Annotated in this window: 15 protein-coding genes and 1 tRNA gene; 10 read left to right on the top strand and 6 right to left on the bottom strand. The window is 70.0% G+C overall.

Annotated features, from left to right (window positions below; translation table 11 throughout):
- The first annotated feature begins 64 nt into the window (after window positions 1-64).
- From cysK to LR394_RS27140, 6 genes are all read left to right on the top strand, one after another.
- Complete coding sequence (cysK, locus tag LR394_RS27165) at window positions 65-994, top strand: cysteine synthase A (protein ID WP_231447257.1); 930 nt, start codon at window positions 65-67, stop codon at window positions 992-994.
- On the top strand, window positions 994-1,569 hold the full coding sequence (gene cysE / locus LR394_RS27160; protein WP_231447255.1) for a serine O-acetyltransferase: 576 nt from the start codon (window positions 994-996) through the stop codon (window positions 1,567-1,569). The genes cysK and cysE overlap by 1 nt, the downstream gene beginning before the upstream one ends.
- 211 nt (window positions 1,570-1,780) lie before the next feature.
- Complete coding sequence (locus LR394_RS27155) at window positions 1,781-1,999, top strand: hypothetical protein (protein ID WP_231447253.1); 219 nt, start codon at window positions 1,781-1,783, stop codon at window positions 1,997-1,999.
- A 68-nt stretch (window positions 2,000-2,067) separates the two neighbouring features.
- Window positions 2,068-2,154 (top strand) — tRNA-Ser (locus tag LR394_RS27150).
- A gap of 119 nt (window positions 2,155-2,273) precedes the next feature.
- Window positions 2,274-2,504: a hypothetical protein gene (locus LR394_RS27145; RefSeq protein WP_231447251.1), complete on the top strand. Its 231-nt coding sequence runs from the start codon at window positions 2,274-2,276 to the stop codon at window positions 2,502-2,504.
- 48 nt (window positions 2,505-2,552) lie between these two features.
- Complete coding sequence (locus LR394_RS27140; protein ID WP_231447249.1) at window positions 2,553-2,792, top strand: hypothetical protein; 240 nt, start codon at window positions 2,553-2,555, stop codon at window positions 2,790-2,792.
- Window positions 2,793-2,795: 3 nt separating this feature from the next.
- On the opposite strand, the gene LR394_RS27135 is transcribed toward LR394_RS27140, so the two are convergent.
- Window positions 2,796-3,467 carry a glycerophosphodiester phosphodiesterase gene (locus tag LR394_RS27135; protein ID WP_231447247.1) on the bottom strand — a complete coding sequence of 224 codons (672 nt, stop codon included), beginning with the start codon at window positions 3,465-3,467 and terminating at the stop codon, window positions 2,796-2,798.
- A 116-nt stretch (window positions 3,468-3,583) separates the two neighbouring features.
- Between LR394_RS27135 and LR394_RS27130 the strand changes: the two genes are divergently transcribed.
- Window positions 3,584-5,917 carry a putative bifunctional diguanylate cyclase/phosphodiesterase gene (locus tag LR394_RS27130; RefSeq protein ID WP_231447245.1) on the top strand — a complete coding sequence of 778 codons (2,334 nt, stop codon included), beginning with the start codon at window positions 3,584-3,586 and terminating at the stop codon, window positions 5,915-5,917.
- On the opposite strand, the gene LR394_RS27125 is transcribed toward LR394_RS27130, so the two are convergent.
- Window positions 5,901-6,608 carry a DUF5710 domain-containing protein gene (locus LR394_RS27125; protein WP_231447243.1) on the bottom strand — a complete coding sequence of 236 codons (708 nt, stop codon included), beginning with the start codon at window positions 6,606-6,608 and terminating at the stop codon, window positions 5,901-5,903. The genes LR394_RS27130 and LR394_RS27125 overlap by 17 nt on opposite strands.
- A gap of 89 nt (window positions 6,609-6,697) precedes the next feature.
- Here LR394_RS27125 and LR394_RS27120 point away from each other — a divergent pair, with 89 nt between their 5' ends.
- The gene (locus LR394_RS27120) at window positions 6,698-7,477 is read left to right on the top strand and encodes a VOC family protein (RefSeq protein WP_231447241.1); all 780 of its coding nucleotides are present in this window, start codon (window positions 6,698-6,700) and stop codon (window positions 7,475-7,477) included.
- Here LR394_RS27120 and LR394_RS27115 read toward each other — a convergent pair.
- On the bottom strand, window positions 7,474-8,544 hold the full coding sequence (locus LR394_RS27115; RefSeq protein ID WP_231447239.1) for a type III PLP-dependent enzyme domain-containing protein: 1,071 nt from the start codon (window positions 8,542-8,544) through the stop codon (window positions 7,474-7,476). The two genes, LR394_RS27120 and LR394_RS27115, sit on opposite strands and share 4 nt — an antisense overlap.
- 216 nt (window positions 8,545-8,760) lie before the next feature.
- Here LR394_RS27115 and LR394_RS27110 point away from each other — a divergent pair, with 216 nt between their 5' ends.
- Window positions 8,761-11,493, top strand: coding sequence for a putative bifunctional diguanylate cyclase/phosphodiesterase (locus LR394_RS27110; RefSeq protein WP_231447237.1), 2,733 nt, complete (start codon window positions 8,761-8,763; stop codon window positions 11,491-11,493).
- Between the two features lie 6 nt (window positions 11,494-11,499).
- Here the strand turns inward: LR394_RS27110 and LR394_RS27105 are convergent, their stop codons facing one another.
- Complete coding sequence (locus tag LR394_RS27105; RefSeq protein ID WP_231447235.1) at window positions 11,500-12,462, bottom strand: glycoside hydrolase family 5 protein; 963 nt, start codon at window positions 12,460-12,462, stop codon at window positions 11,500-11,502.
- A 30-nt stretch (window positions 12,463-12,492) separates the two neighbouring features.
- Between LR394_RS27105 and LR394_RS27100 the strand changes: the two genes are divergently transcribed.
- Window positions 12,493-13,929: a glucose-6-phosphate dehydrogenase gene (locus LR394_RS27100; RefSeq protein ID WP_407937135.1), complete on the top strand. Its 1,437-nt coding sequence runs from the start codon at window positions 12,493-12,495 to the stop codon at window positions 13,927-13,929.
- On the opposite strand, the gene LR394_RS27095 is transcribed toward LR394_RS27100, so the two are convergent.
- On the bottom strand, window positions 13,915-14,478 hold the full coding sequence (locus tag LR394_RS27095; RefSeq protein ID WP_231447231.1) for a hypothetical protein: 564 nt from the start codon (window positions 14,476-14,478) through the stop codon (window positions 13,915-13,917). The genes LR394_RS27100 and LR394_RS27095 overlap by 15 nt on opposite strands.
- 72 nt (window positions 14,479-14,550) lie before the next feature.
- The gene (locus LR394_RS27090) at window positions 14,551-15,351 is read right to left on the bottom strand and encodes a GntR family transcriptional regulator (protein WP_231447229.1); all 801 of its coding nucleotides are present in this window, start codon (window positions 15,349-15,351) and stop codon (window positions 14,551-14,553) included.
- Window positions 15,352-15,499: the final 148 nt, after the last annotated feature.

The raw sequence follows: 15,499 nt of genomic DNA, 5'->3' as shown, positions 1-15,499 counted from the left end.
CGTGAACAATCGGTTTCTCGACCATATCGCCAAGGAATGTCTCTCAGAGGGGTGACCTGCAGCAATGCCGATCTACGATGACGCGACCAAGCTGGTCGGAAACACTCCGCTCGTCCGGATCAACCGGCTCTCCGAGGGAGCCGGCGCCACGATCGCGGCCAAGCTGGAGTTCTACAACCCGGCCAACAGCGTGAAGGACCGGATCGGCGTGGCGATCATCGACGCCGCCGAGGCATCCGGCCAGCTCAAGCCGGGTGGCACCATCGTCGAGGCGACCAGCGGCAACACCGGTATCGCGCTGGCCTTCGTGGGGGCCGCCCGCGGCTACAACGTGGTGCTGACCATGCCCGAGACGATGAGCAAGGAGCGCCGCGCGCTGCTGCGCGCCTACGGCGCCGAGCTGGTCCTCACCCCGGGCAGCGAGGGCATGAAGGGTGCGGTGGCCAAGGCCGAGGAGATCGGTCAGGAGCGCGGCGCGGTGCTGGCCCGGCAGTTCGCCAACGAGGCCAACCCGGAGATCCACCGCAAGACCACGGCCGAGGAGATCTGGAACGACACCGACGGCCAGGTCGCCGCGGTGGTCGCCGGCATCGGCACCGGGGGCACCATCACCGGCGTCGGCCAGGTGCTCAAGGAGAAGAACCCGGACATCAAGATCTTCGCGGTCGAGCCGAAGCTGTCGCCGATCCTGAACGGTGGCGCCCCCGGCCCGCACCCGATCCAGGGCATCGGCGCGAACTTCGTGCCCGAGATCCTCGACACCAAGGTCTACGACGAGGTGTTCGACGCCGAGGTCGACGACGCGGTGGAGTGGGCCCGCCGGGCCGCCAAGGAGGAGGGCCTGCTCGTCGGCATCTCCTCCGGCGCTGCGCTGTGGGCCGCCGACCAGGTCGCCCGCCGCCCGGAGTTCGCCGGCAAGACCATCGTCGTGATCATCCCGTCGTTCGGTGAGCGCTACCTGTCCACCATCCTCTTCAAGGACCTCCTGGACTGATGAAGCCGGCCAGCATCCTGGGTGCGCTCAGGGAAGATTTGCACGCGGCAAAGCTGCGCGATCCCGCGGCCAACAGCAATGCCGAGTTGATCCTGGGCTACCCCGGGCTGCAGGCGATCTGGAGCCACCGCATCACCCACCGGATGTGGCGGCGCGGCTGGCGGGTCCCGGCGCGTCTGATCTCGCTGTGGACACGGGTGGTCACCGGGGTGGAGATCCACCCCGGGGCCACCATCGGCCGCCGGTTCTTCATCGACCACGCCACCGGGGTGGTGATCGGCGAGACCGCCGAGATCGGTGACGACGTGATGCTCTACCAGGACGTGACCCTCGGCGGGCGCAGCCTGGAGCGCGGCAAGCGCCACCCGACCCTGCTCGACGGGGTCGTGGTGGGGGCCGGCGCGCGCGTCCTGGGGCCGATCACGATCGGCAAGAACTCCCAGGTCGGAGCCAATGCCGTGGTGGTCCGCGACGTTCCGGACGACGCCGTCGTGGTCGGCGTGCCCGGTGTGGTGAAGAAGCCCGAGGTGGACATGCACGAGCACTGGGCCGAGGACCCGGCGATCTACATCTGAAACCCGCAGTAGCCCTCCGAACACCCCACCCTGTGAACCCGGTCGATCGACCGGGTCAAGCCGTTCAGGCGGTCTGCCGATACAGAGCACACTCCGGTGCGTGAGATATCGCCATCGCTTATCGTAGCGATACGATTACGCTGCGCATTGGTTCGTGGCCCGCGCTCAGGCTCTGCGGGTTCTCAGGGGACGGGTGACGGAGACCACTGTCATGAGTCAGATGTTCGCGAACGACGCCCCGCTGGTCATGCCCGGGAAGGGAGTGCGGCCGATCCGCTGTGTCGGCTGCGCCCGCGACACCCTTCCCCGGCACGACGACGGAGCGCCGCTGTGCCCCCGATGTTCCGACGTGCTGGCCTCGGCCCGGCTCGGCATCCCGGCGGGCGAGCCCCGATCCTCGCGCTGGTTCTGGTGGCGCTACGACGAATGAGTTGCTCCCCTGCTGGGGAAGATCACTGCCGTTGTGCCAGACTGGTACGCGCGTCTTCCGGACGCGAAGGAGAGCTGGCCGAGTGGCCGATGGCGGTGGTCTTGAAAACCACTGAGGTGTCAAAGCCTCCGGGGGTTCGAATCCCTCGCTCTCCGCAGGTCGAGCAGTGAGAATGGCCCCTGGCCAGGCGTGACGCCGGTCGGGGGCCGACTTCGTCCAGTCCTTGCGGACTCTCGCTGCTCGGGCCGAACCGGCCAGTGGGTAGATTGACGCCATGGGCGAGTTCAAGCTGACCCCGCGGATGCGGATCTGGATCGCGATCTGGCTGGCCGTACTGGCGGTCCTGGTGGTGGTCACGGTGGTGACCGACCTCAACAGCACGGTTTCGGGCGGTCTGCTGGGGGCCTGGTGCGGGCTGGCCGTGTCGGTGGTGATCGTGCTGCGCGAGCGGGCCAAGAAGCAGCCGCTGAGCAAGCTGGACCGGGACCGCTACGGGCGGCGGTGACCCGATCGTGACGCCTTCGGGCGCAGACCTGCCGGTAGATTGACCGGCATGACCAAGGAACAGCGCCTGAGGATCATTTTCTGGTCGGTCTTCGGCTTCCTCGGCATGGTCCGGGCCGTCTACGGCGCGATCAACGGCGACACCTTCGGCCTGGTGTTCGGTCTGCTCTGGCTGGCGTTCGGCGGCTGGAAGGCCTGGGACGAGGCCAAGAAGATCGACGAAGAGGCCCTGGGGCGGCCGCGGATGCAGAAGCAGCCGGACCGCCCGGCCAAGAACAAGCGTAAGTAGGGCTCAGCCCAGCACGGTGTTGCTCATCGCGCTGAACACCTCCGGCCGGTCCGACGTCACGCCGTCGACCCCGGCCGCAACCAGCTCGTTCGCCCGGCGCGGGTCGTTCACCGTCCAGGCCATCACCTTGCCCAGCCTCTGCAGGCGCTCGATCGAGCCCTCCGGCCCGGCCGTCAGCATCGGGTGCCGCACCGTGACCGCGTAGCCGGGCACGGCATCGTCCTCAAGCAGACTCCGCAACGCCCACGGGTGGGCCACGCTGCGCCAGGTCCGGAAGCCCTCGCGTTCCAGCTCCTCCAGCGAACGCCAGTTCTTGCTGCTGACGTAGCACCGCGCCGGGTCCAGCTCGAGGGTGAGCAGCTTGCGCACCAGGCGGAAGGCCTCGGTGCCCCGGTCGCACTTCAGGTCGAGCAGCATCTCCACCTCGGGCGGCAGCAGCTCGGCCACCGCCTCCAGCGGCGGGCCCGACGGGTGCCGGCCGAACATCAGCCGCAGCCCGTCGTGCCGGAACCAGGGCAGCGAGGTCAGGAACGGGATGTCGTGGGACAGGACGATCTCGTCGTCCGCGGCCAGCATCAGGTCCACTTCGAACACGTTCGCACCGGAGTTCACCAGGGCCTGGCAACCGTTGCGGTCGGCCGGGGTGCGATGCGCGATCATCAAGGGGGGCGACACATCCCGATTATCCGTGACGTCATTTGATGTCGTCAGTGCGCCCAGGGGTTACCAGTACTCAAAGCTTGTCGGTATCGGAGCTTGACTGGCGCACCCGGCCCGCCGAAACCATCGACATGCCTCTGCCCCTGCGTTCCGCCCGGCCACCCCGGCCGGAACCGGTGCGCAGGTACACCCGGGCCGCGCTGATCGCCCTGCTGATCCTGCTGGCGCTGGTGGCCGGCGTGTTCGCGCTCAAGCGCGGTGTCGAACGGGGCAGCCGAGCCGAGCGTGAGCTGGCGATCATCGAGGGTGCCGTGCACGCCCAGGACGCGATCGAGTGGCGGGCGCACAGCGGTCAGCTGGCCCGCAGCGTGGCGCTCGGCTGGCTGAACGGCAGCCGGGAGGAGACCGTCCGGCGGATCGCCGGGCTGGAGGGGCCGGGGCTGAACCAGCGCCGGATCGACGAGCTGTACACCGGCTACCAGAACTACGCCCGAGTGGTGGACCGCCGGCTGGCCACGGTCATCGAGGGGGCCAACGGGACGAGCGCAGTCCGGGCCCAGATCAATCCGGCGCTGGATGCCACGCTGAAGCGGCTCGAGGATGCGTCGGAGTCGGTGAAGACCGCGACCGACCGGGCCCGCCGGCTGAGCGACGCCGCCACCATCGCTGCGTTTGTGCTGGCCGGGCTGATGATCGGCCTGCTGGCGGGCGGGTGGCGGCTGAGCCGGGTGCTGGCCGAGGTGGATGCCCGCAACATCGAGCGGTTCCGGTTGATCGCCGAGGAGTCGACGGCGCTGATCATGGTGCTGCGCCGGGATGGCCTGGCCACCTTCCTGACCCCGACGGCCGAGCGGGTGCTGGACACCGGGCCCGATCTGGGCACCGGCAGCGACGTGGTGCTTCAGCGCCTGCACCCGGCCGATCGCCACCTGCTGCTGACCAGTCTGACCGCGGTCGGCCCGGACTCCGGGGCGGTGCGCGCCGAGCTGCGGTTGAGGGCCGGGCCCGGACAGAGCGGGGACGAGGACGGTGAGGGCGTCTGGCGCACCCTGGAGGTCTCGTTCCGCGACCACAGCGCAGTGCCCGGGCTGGAGGGCATTCTGCTGACTGCGCACGACGTGACCCAGCAGCGCGAGCTGCAGAGCGAGATCGAGCGGCGCTCGCTGCACGACGACCTGACCGGCCTGCCGAACCGGGCCCTGCTGACCGACCGGATCCAGCAGGCGATGCGCGACGGCGCCCGGCACGGCATCCAGGTCGGCCTGCTGCTGATCGACCTGGACCGGTTCAAGGAGATCAACGACACGCTGGGCCACCACTACGGCGACGAACTGCTGATCCAGGTGGGGCAGAGCCTGCAGCGAGCGCTGCGCGGGGTGGACTCGGTCGCCCGGCTCGGCGGGGACGAGTTCGCGGTGCTGCTGCCACAGGTCAGCGACCTGAACGGGGCCTGCGCGGTGGCCTGGAAGCTGCACGACGCGCTGGAGGAGCCGTTCGTGGTGGAGGGCGTGGAGCTGGACGTGGAAGCCAGCATCGGGGTGGCGGTCTCCGAGCCGGTGGCGGACGACACCGCCGCCGGGCTGCTGCAACGGGCCGATGTGGCGATGTACGTGGCCAAGGGCCGCAGCCTGGGGGTGGCCGGCTACGACCCGCGCGACGACGTGAACACCCGGCAGCGGCTGGCCCTGCTCGGGGACCTGCGGCGGGCACTCAGCAACGACGAGCTGTATCTGGTCTACCAGCCCAAGGTCTCGCTGACCGACGGCCAGGTGCACTCGGCCGAGGCACTGCTGCGCTGGCGGCACCCCGAGCGCGGCCTGGTCCCGCCCGACGCCTTCATCCCGCTGGCCGAGAACACCGGCCTGATCGGCGCGATCACCAAGCACGTGCTGAATCTGGCGCTGGCCCAGGCCCGGGTCTGGACCGACGCCGGGCAGCCGCTGAAGATCGCGGTGAACACCTCGGCCCGCAACCTGCACGACGAGGACTTCGACCGGGTGGTGCGCGGTCTGCTGACCGAGCACGGGGTGGACGCCGGCCAACTGCTGCTCGAGGTGACCGAGAGCGCGCTGATGGCCGACCCGGTGCGGGCCCGGCAGCTGCTGCAGAGCCTGGCCGCGCAGGGGGTTTCGATCTCGATCGACGACTTCGGGGCCGGCTACACCAGCATCAAGCAGCTGCGCAGCCTGCCGATCAGCGAGCTGAAGGTGGACCGCTCGTTCGTGCAGGCGATGGAGCAGGACGCCGGTGAGGAGCTGATCGTGCGCAGCGTGATCGAGCTGGGCCGCAACCTGGGCCTGACCACCGTGGCCGAGGGTGTCGAAACCACCGAGGCCCTGGTCAAACTCGTGAGCTTCGGGTGCGACACGGCGCAGGGTTACGTGCTGGCCAAACCGATGCCGGTGGCGGAGTTCGACCGGTGGCGCGCGGACTGGCGCGGCCTGGAACTCATTTCGACCTCCTGAAGTTCTGGTACAGGCCGTCGCGGGCGGCGGCCGGGCGATCCTCGGCGCTGGGTGGCGGGGCAACCGTGACGCCCGTGTCGGTCAGGATGGAGAGGTCGAGTTCCCAGGGGTGGCTGGAGCGTTGGTAGAACTGCTCGGTCGCCACCTCGATCAGGATGCTCACGTCGGCCGCGCTGAGCCCGGTGACCTTCTGGATGTGCGAGCGGGCGGCCGAGGCCCGGCCCCGGATCCCGGCCAGGCCGTAGTGCGTGGCCGAATGGCAGTCCGAGCACAGGCAGATCAGCCGGCCCAGGCGTTGCACCTGGCTGGGCACGTCGTACGTCCAGCGCTCGTGCACCTCCAGCCAGCGACGGCGGGCCCGGTCCTCCGGGGCGCCGCAGGTCTCGCACCGCTGCCCGGCCCGGGCGGTGACCATCCGCCGGATGCGTTCCCAGTCACGCTGCGACACGCAGGAACGCACATTGGTGAACCAGCAGGTCGAGGGCACCATGTCGACGAACAACCCGGACCCCAACTGGCGGTCCTCACCCGGTAACAGGTCCGGCAAAGGTTCCGCGGCCGTCCATTGCTCCAGATCGCTCATCCCCGCCCGCGGCGCGTACCAGGACCGGGCTCGGGTGTCCCAGCGCGCTCCCGCCGCCTTGGCCAGGTCTTTTTCGTCGAACGGGACGTCCAGCCAGATGCGCTCCACCGGAACATCGAATCACGATCAGCGGACGGTGACGGCGCGATCACACTACGCTGTGCCCGCGCAGGTCAAGATCACCCGAGGAGATCGCCATGCCTTTCCGTGACACCGCCCCCGCCGGGGCCCCGATCTGGTTCGACCTCTCCAGTTCCGACCCTGAGCGGATGCGCGACTTCTACGCCGGGGTGTTCGGCTGGACCTACGACGTCAGCGGTGCCGAGTTCGGCAACTACGTGATGTTCAAGCACAACGGACGGGACGTGGCCGGGCTGGGTGGCAAGCAGCAGCCGGAGATGCCGGACGTCTGGAACATCTACTTCCAGACCGACGACGTTGAGACCACCGAGGGCCGGGTGCGCGAGGCCGGTGGCGCGGTCGTCGTGGACGCCTTCGATGTGGGCGACTTCGGCCGGATGGCGGTCTTTCGGGACACGTCGGGTGCTTTCGTCTCGACCTGGCAGGCCAAGGAACACCCGGGCACGCAGATCTGGGACGAGGACGGCGCTCCGTCCTGGGTCGAGATGCACGCCACCGACTACCCGGCCGCGGTCAGCTTCTACAAGGCCGTCTTCAACTGGGACACCGAGGTCACCGGCGACAGCGACGATTTCCGCTACACCGTCCAGATCGCCGACGCAGTGCAGGTGGCGGGCATCATGGACGCCACCTTCCTGCCGCCCGGCGTGCCCGCCAACTGGCACTTCTACCTGGGTTGCGACGACGTCGACGCCACCGTGGCGACGGTCCAGAAGCATGGCGGCAGCGTCAACATGGCCCCCGAGGACACGCCGTTCGGCCGGCTGGCCGGAGTTGCCGACCCGGGTGGAGCCGGGTTCATGCTGACCTCGCTGTCGGACTGGAAGAACGCCTAGACGAAGAGGTTTCGTGGTCGGGCGGCCTGGGCGTAGGCGGCGCCGAGCGCACCGAACAGCACCAGGTCGCCCGGCTGGATGTTCTCGGGCAGGCCGATCGCCCCGGCGATCACGTCGTCCGGGTCGGCTGTCGGCCCGGCCAGGCTGAACAGCGCGGGCGTCGGGCTCGAAGCCGAGGAGGTCAGGGGGAGCGCCCATCCGCCCGCCAGTCCCTGATGAATGCCGGCGTCCAGCACCAGCCAGTCCACCCCGTTGCGCCGGTAGCGCTCCAGCACCGTGCTGACCAGCACCGAACTGTCCGCCACCAGGTACCGGCCGGGCTCGCAGATCAGGTCGGCCGGGCGGTAGGGCAGCAGTTCGTCCAGGGCTTCGCCGATGGCCGTACCGATTCCAACCATGGACGCTGGAACGCCCGCCTTTGGGGGGTCGGTGAAACCGCTGCCCAGATTCAGCATGGCCAGACCCAGCCCGAGTTCCGTCAGGTCGGACATCGCCTGCCCGACCACGGCCAGATCGGCCACTTCTTCCAGCTGGACCGACAGGCCGTACGGCACCAGGCCGAGCTCGGCCGCCTTGGTCAGCAGCGCGCAGGCCTGGTCCGGGTCGGCCCCGATCGGCCGCACTGCCTCCCGGCCCAGACTCAGCTGAAGGTAAACGCAGGATCCGGGGGCGAATTCGGCGATCCGCCGCAATTCGTGCTCGGATTCGAAGGCCAGCCGCCAGACCCCGGCCGCGAACGCCGAGCGCAGGTGCGGACCCGAGCGCACGGTGTTGCCCAGCAGTACTCGTGAAGCCTCGACCCCTTGCTCCATCAGAATTTTCAGCTCGGCCGGCGAACCGGCCTGGAAGCCCATGTCCAGCCCGCCCAGCGCACTGATCACCGCCGGCGCCGGATTGACCCGGACCGGGTAGTGCGGCTTGGCCCAGGGCAGCGCCGCGCGGAACTCGATCAGCCGGTCGGCGATCGCGGTCACATCACCGGCCAGATATGGGGTCTCGAAGGCCAGAGCGGCCAGCCGGTCCGGACGCAGCCGGGCGGGCCAGCGTCCGGGCAACTCCTCGTCCACCCCGAACCAGCCCCTTTTGCCTTGGTCCACAACGCGTCGGCACCGCACGAACCTGTGGCCAGACGCATCGGCGCGCAGCCACGTCCGTTGATGTCTGGCTCTACGCAACCATCCGATCGGGGCATCGGCGGCCACGCTGCGTCCGGCCTTGGGCCGTTCGGGGGTGCCTCGAACGGAGCATCATCGACCCACAGTGACCGGACGACAGAGGAGTCCATGACCTCTCTCCGGCCCGGCCTGCGTTCGGCTGTGGGTGCCCTCGCGGTGATCGGCGGATTCGCCGTGGCTCTGGTTCTTGCCACCGGCCTCGGCTCGCCGGGCGCCCGGGCCTGGTTGTCCGGGCTGGCGATCGCCGGGGCCGCCCTGGCCGCGGGCCTGGCGTGCGGGCTGCGGGCCCTGCGGACCGAGGACGACGCTCGGACCCGCACCACCTGGCTGCTGTTCGCGGCCGGTGCGCTGGCTCACGGTTTCGGCGATCTGGTGCAGGTGGTGCACGAGCACGGTCGGCACCAGGCGCTGCCCATCCCTTCTCTGGCGGACGCCGGATATCTCCTGGCCGGGCCGCTGTTCGCGATCGCGCTGCTGCGGATGGCGGTACCCGAACCGCGCGCCGCGGCCCGGCTGCGGGCCCTGGTCGACGGGTTGATGATCGGCGCCGCGGCGTTGCTGGTGGGCTGGGTCAGCGTGCTCGGGCAGGCGGTGCACGCCAGCACCAGCGGCCTGATCGGCAAGACCCTGCTGATCGCCTACCCGGTCGGCGACATCGCGGTGATCACCCTGGCCATCTACGTGGTGCTGCGGACTCGGGGCGCGGGCCGGCGCAGCCCGCTGCCGGTGGAGCCGATCGCGGCCGCGATGATCGGGTTCGGGCTGGCCGACGTGGCGCACACCTACTTCAGCCTGACCGGCGGCTACGCCCCCGGGCACCTGACCGACACCGGCTGGCTGGGCGGATTCGTCCTGCTGATCCTGGCCGCCCTGGTGCGCCCGGGGTACCGGGGACAGGCCGAGACGGAGGCCCTGCCCCGCCAGATCGGCCTGATGGTGCCGTACTTCTTCATCGTCGTCGCGGTCGCCGCCTCGCTGATCATCCCGGAGATCACCGGCACCTACGACGACGCCACCCGCTGGATCCGCTCTTCGCTGATCCTGCTGATGGTGATCCGCCAGCTGCTGACCCTGCAGGAGAACCGGGCCCTGACCGGCGACCTGGAGCGGCGGGTGAGCGAGCGAACCCAGGAACTGCAGGCCAGCCACACCCGGTTCCAGGCCCTGGTCGAGAACAGCTCGGACGTGGTGGTGATGGTCGGCGGCGACGGCCTGACCCGCTACGTCAGCGGCTCGGCGTTGCGGGTGTTCGGGGTGTCGGCCGAGCAGCTCACCGGCATCCCGCTGGACACCTTCCTCGACGAGTCCTCCCGCCCGGACGTCGCCCAGGCGATGACCGAGGTGGCCCGGAGCCCGCTGGCCGCGGTGACCGTGGAGGCCAAGGCCACCATGCCGGACGGCCAGCGGATCCACATCGAGGCGACGGTGACGAACCTGCTCGACGACCCCTCGGTGAACGCCATGGTGCTCAACGTGCGCGACATCAGCGAGCGCCGCCAGCTCGAGGACGAGCTGGTGCACCAGGCCTTCCACGACTCGCTGACCGGTCTGGCCAACCGCTCGCTGTTCCTGGACCGGGTGCACCACACCATGCGCCGGCGCACCGCCGGGGCGGCCGAGACGGTGGGCGTGCTCTTCCTCGACCTGGACGGGTTCAAGGAGGTCAACGACAGCCTGGGGCACGCCACCGGCGACGCCCTGCTGATCGATGTGGCCCGCCGGCTGACCAGCAGCCTGCGCCCGGGCGACACCATCGCCCGGCTCGGCGGCGACGAGTTCGCGATCCTGGTGGAGGGCGCGGCCACCGGGGAGGAGTTCCTCGGCGCGGCCGCCCGGATCCGCCAGGCGCTGGAGGCCGCGGTCGTGATCGACGGCCGGGAACTGTTCATCCGGGCCAGCATCGGGATCGCCAGCGCCGAGGTCGGCACGATCGGCGCCGACCAGCTGATCCGCAACGCCGACCTGGCGATGTACCGGGCCAAGGAGCGGCAGGACGGTGAGCCCGCGCTCTACGACCCCACCATGCACAGCTCACTGGTGGAGCGGCTGGCCCTGGAGGCCGAGCTGCGCAAGGCCGTCGCCGAGGAGCAGCTGCAGGTGCACTACCAGCCCACCTACGCGCTGGACTCCGGCGAGCTGACCGGGGTGGAGGCGCTGGTGCGCTGGCCGCACGCCGAGCGCGGGATGGTCCCGCCCGACGTGTTCATCCCGCTGGCCGAGCAGACCGGCCTGATCCACGACCTGGGCCAGTTCGTGCTGCGGCAGGCCTGTTTCCAGGGCCAGGAGTGGGCCCGGCTCTCACCCGGGACCGTGCTGAGCATCGGCGTGAACGTCTCGGGCAAGCAGCTGCAGCGCCACGACTTCGCCGCCGAGGTGAGCCGGGCGCTGCACGAAAGCGGTCTGCCCGCAACCAGTCTGGTGCTCGAGATGACCGAGAGCGTGCTGATGAACGACACCGACAGCACCCTGCGCACGCTGCAGGCGCTGAAGGCGATGGGGGTGCGGATCGCGATCGACGACTTCGGCACCGGCTACTCCTCGCTGAGCTACCTGCACCGCTTCCCGGTCGACATCCTGAAGATCGACCGCTCGTTCGTGGAACGGCTGTCCGGATCCGGCACCGGCGACGAGGACAGCCTGGTCCAGAGCATCGTGCAGCTGGGCCGCACGCTCGACCTGGAGACCATCGCCGAGGGAATCGAGGAGCACAGCCAGCTCCTGGCCCTGCGCCGGCTGGGCTGCACCATGGCCCAGGGCTACCACTTCGGCCGGCCCGGCCCCGCCGAGACCGTCTCCCGCCTGGTCGCTGCCCGGGCCTCGGCCGAGCCGGTCAAGGCCTGAGCAGCATCACGGCTGGGCGCCGGTGAGGGCGTGCAGGAGATCGGGACGCCAGGCCTGGGTAGCGGGGTCGTAGACGCCGAAGTCGGTGGCGAAGTCCCAGTGCGCCCAGCCCAGGCCGAGGCGTTCGCACTCGGCCCGGACCCAGCCGGTCCAGGCCACGCGGTCGGCCCAGGGCGCCTTCTCGTAGGCCCCGAACTCGCCGACCAGCAGCTGCAGCCCCCGTTCCTGCGCCCAGGCGGCGGCACGGGACAGATCGGTGGTCACCGTGCGGCGGTCGCGCTCTGCGTCGGCCCAATGCGGACCGCCGGGCCAGCCGTTGCCCCGGGCGTTCGACTCTCCGCCCAGCCAGCGCGTACCCGTCCAGGCGTCGGCCCCCTCCTCCCAGTGCGCGCCCTGATGGGTGAAGGCGAAGGGCTCGTAATAGTGCAGCGTGACGGCCAGGTTCTGGTCTGCAGGCGGTTCCAGCTCCAGCAGGCCGGCCAGCGTGCTCATCCGGGCACCGCCGACGATCACGGCCCGCGATGCATCCTCGGCCCGGACCGCGGCCAGCACCGTCGGCAGCAGCGCGTTCCAGACGGCCGGAGTGATCGCGTCCCGGGGCTCGTTCAGCAGGTCGAAGGCCAGCCGAGGGTCTTTCACCCCCGCAAACCGGCGGGCGAGACCCGTCCACAATTCTGTGAGCTTTTCGGCCGCCTCGGGCTCACCGGTCATCAGACCGTCGGCATGATGCATCGACAGCACCACCGCCAGATCGCGCTGCAGCGCCTGCTCCACGACCGCGCCGACCAGCTCGTCCAGGGCCCCGGCCGACGTGCCCCACCAGCGCACCGGCAGCCGGACGCAGTCGAAACCGGCCGTGGCTATCGCGTCCAGGTGCTCGGGCCGCAGCTGCCAGCCCGGCTCGACCCCCTCCCGCGAGTCCAGCAGGCCACCCAGATTGACTCCACGAACCCGACCCCAGGTATGCACAAGTGTGACAATACGGGCGGGACCGCACGGATGGCGAGGTCCCGGATCCCGGGTGAGGATCGGCAGGTGAGCGATTCACCGACGATCTTCGTGCTGTTCGGCGCCACCGGCGACCTCGCCGCCCGGATGGTGCTGCCCGCCTTCTACACGCTGGCGCGCAAGGATCTGCTGCCGCCGCAATGGCGGCTGATCGGCAACGGACGCGGCGACGTGGCCCACGAGGACTTCCGCACCGACGTGCGTAACGCCCTGGCCGAGTACGGTCCCGAAGTGGATGACGCCGACTGGGAGGACTTCTCGCAGCGACTGCTGTTCGCCGGCGGCGGTTTCGACGAGAGCGGCCCGGGCAGCCTGCTCGACGTGATCAGCGAGGTGAAGGACGAACTCGACGACGCGGCCGAGCCGAACTTCGTGCACTACCTGGCAATTCCGCCGAAGGCCTTCGAGTCGACCGCGAAAGCGCTGAAGCAGCACGGCCTCACCGACCGGGCCCGGGTGGTCTTCGAGAAGCCCTACGGCACCTCCCCGGAGGACTTTCGGCACCTTGACCAGGTGGTGCACGAGATTCTGGACGAGGAGCAGGTTTTCCGGATCGACCACTTCCTCGGCAAGGAGGCCACGCAGAACCTGCACGTGCTGCGGTTCGCCAACCAGACCTTCGCCGGGGTCTGGCACCGCGACCACATCGCCGCGGTGCAGATCGACGTGCCCGAGACGCTGGACGTGGCCAACCGGGCCGGGTTCTACGACGCCACCGGCGCGCTGATGGACATGGTGGTGACCCACCTGATCCAGGTCGCCGCCGAGGTCGCGATGGAGCCGCCGCTCAGCCTGGGCGCCGAAGACCTGCAGCAGGCCCGGGAATCGGTGATCGCGGCGTTCCGGCCGCTGAAGCCGGACGAGGTGGTGCTGGGTCAGTTCGAGGGCTACCGCGAGATCGAGGGCGTGGCCGAGGACTCGGACACCGACACGTTCTGCGCGGTCCGGCTGTGGGTGGATACCGATCGCTGGCACGGCGTGCCGTTCCTGCTGCGGACCGGTAAGAAACTGGGAGTCAGTGAGCAGCGGGTCAGCCTGGTGATGCGGCCGGTGGACGGGCCGCTCACCGCCCCCGAGCAGCCGAACGCCATCACCCTCTCGCTGGCCGGGTCCGGTTCGCTGGAGGTCGACTTCGTGCTGAAGCAGCCCGGTGAGGGTGTGAAGCCGGCCCAGGTGCGACAGCGGCTGGAGCTCGACGAGATTGAGAACGCGGATCCGCTGCCGCCCTACGTGGCCCTGCTGTACGACGTGCTCACCGGCGACCGTTCGCTGTTCACCGGTAGTGCCGGGCTGGAGCACGCCTGGCGGGTGGTCGACCCGATCCTGCGCGAAGCGCCGGCCCTGCAGCCTTATCCGCCGGGCAGCATGGGGCCGAAGGCCGCGGACGAGCTGGCTGCGCCCTTCGGCTGGTTGTCAGGCGACCGTTGAGACCTCAAGCGCGATGACTGGTTCGAGACCGGCCACCGTGATCGGGCCCCGGCCCTCGAGCCGGAACTCCGGGGCCGGGCCGAGCACCAGCTGGCGCTGCCAGACCGCGCTCAGCTCACCGATTTCCACCCGGGCCTCCAGGTCGGAGAGCAACTCGGCGTAACTGACCCCGGCGCGTTTGCGGCCCCAGCCCACCCAAGTGCCCTCCGCCGGCGGCGCAGTGCCTGCGCGGAGCCCGTAAAGCCCGCCGGTGCCGTCGAGTACCGCCCCGGCCAGGGCGTCGTGGCGTTCCAGGCGGGTCTCGTCCACGGCGGCGCCGGCCAGCACGCCCAGGGATGCGTAATCGTCGATGAGGTACCAGTCTTCGTAGCCCGGAGTGCTCTGCCACGGCAGGGGCGGCACGCGCAGCGTGTACGAGGAACGGTAGCCCGGGATCTGGCCCGAACCGAGCATGGCCAGGCGCTCGTGGAACAGCGCCAGGTCACGCTCGTAGCCCTCCGGGGAGATGCCCTCCTGCGGGCGGTGCCAGAACGTGTACGAGAGCGTCACTCGTGTCCCCCTCCACAACCGAATGGGAGACGATTATGCGCAAGTCGCGCACACTCGTCTCCCATTGGGATCTCAGGTTTCCGCGGACGCCTTCGGCGGCCCGTCCAGCGGCTCCGCCGCCACCGTGTACCCCTGCGGCGACCACTCGGCCAGCACCGAGTAGCGGTCGGCGCGGACCACGGTGTGCCGGTACTCCATCCGCCGCTGCTGCACCGTGCTGATCCGCTCGATCTGGAAGCAGGCCACGTCGGCGGGCACGGTCAGCAGGTCCCGGTCGCGCTGGGTCGGGATCACCGCGGCGATCCGCTCCCGGCCCCCGGCCAGCGACACCCCGCACTGGGCGGCCAGCTCGTCGTACAGGCCGGAGACGGTGAAGTCGACCTCGAGCAGCGGGCGCGCCACTTCGGCCGGGATCCAGACCCGGTCGTGGGCCATCGGCAGCTCGTCGGCCAGGCGCATGCGCTCCAGGTGGAACAGCGGGGTGTCCGGCTCCAGGCCGAGCTCCTCGGCGGCCGCGGCCCAGGTGACGATCTCCTGGGCGAGCACGATGCTGCGCTGCCGGATGCCCTGCGCGTCCACCTCCCGGAACAGCGAGTACAGGCTGCCCAGCGGCGGGTTGGAGTCGCCCCCGCGGCGCACCCACGAACCCCGGCCCTTGGCCGAGTCGATCAGGCGGGACTCACGCAGCCGGCGCAGCGCCTCGCGCACGGTGTAGCGGGAAACGGCATAGGCCTCGACCAGCTCCAGCTCGCCAGGGAACTCCTGGTCGAACGCCCCTGCCTGCAGTCTGCGGGTGAGCTCCTGCTGGAGCTGCGCCCAGAGCGGCATGGGACTGGAACGGTCAAGCGCATGGACCTCGTCCGGCCCCGTCACGGTGACCACCTCCGGGCCGACAGTATCTACGTACGTAGCTTAGTGGTCAGGCCCGCGCGGCTTGTCCTCAGCGTCCCTGATCTCCGGCCCGGGGGAGGTGCCGGCGCGGGTCACGAGCGGCATTGTCCGGTGCAGTTGGTGACCTCGC

Source organism: Kineosporia babensis (assembly GCF_021129305.1).
In the GTDB taxonomy this organism is placed as follows: domain Bacteria; phylum Actinomycetota; class Actinomycetes; order Actinomycetales; family Kineosporiaceae; genus Kineosporia; species Kineosporia babensis.
This window is presented reverse-complemented; position numbering and strand designations above follow the sequence as displayed.

Coding starts and splice junctions, on each gene's coding strand:
- cysK (WP_231447257.1), top strand. CDS start 65: ATGCCGATCTACGATGACGCGACCAAGCTGGTCGGAAACACTCCGCTC.
- cysE (WP_231447255.1), top strand. CDS start 994: ATGAAGCCGGCCAGCATCCTGGGTGCGCTCAGGGAAGATTTGCACGCG.
- LR394_RS27155 (WP_231447253.1), top strand. CDS start 1,781: ATGAGTCAGATGTTCGCGAACGACGCCCCGCTGGTCATGCCCGGGAAG.
- LR394_RS27145 (WP_231447251.1), top strand. CDS start 2,274: ATGGGCGAGTTCAAGCTGACCCCGCGGATGCGGATCTGGATCGCGATC.
- LR394_RS27140 (WP_231447249.1), top strand. CDS start 2,553: ATGACCAAGGAACAGCGCCTGAGGATCATTTTCTGGTCGGTCTTCGGC.
- LR394_RS27130 (WP_231447245.1), top strand. CDS start 3,584: ATGCCTCTGCCCCTGCGTTCCGCCCGGCCACCCCGGCCGGAACCGGTG.
- LR394_RS27120 (WP_231447241.1), top strand. CDS start 6,698: ATGCCTTTCCGTGACACCGCCCCCGCCGGGGCCCCGATCTGGTTCGAC.
- LR394_RS27110 (WP_231447237.1), top strand. CDS start 8,761: ATGACCTCTCTCCGGCCCGGCCTGCGTTCGGCTGTGGGTGCCCTCGCG.
- LR394_RS27100 (WP_407937135.1), top strand. CDS start 12,493: ATGGCGAGGTCCCGGATCCCGGGTGAGGATCGGCAGGTGAGCGATTCA.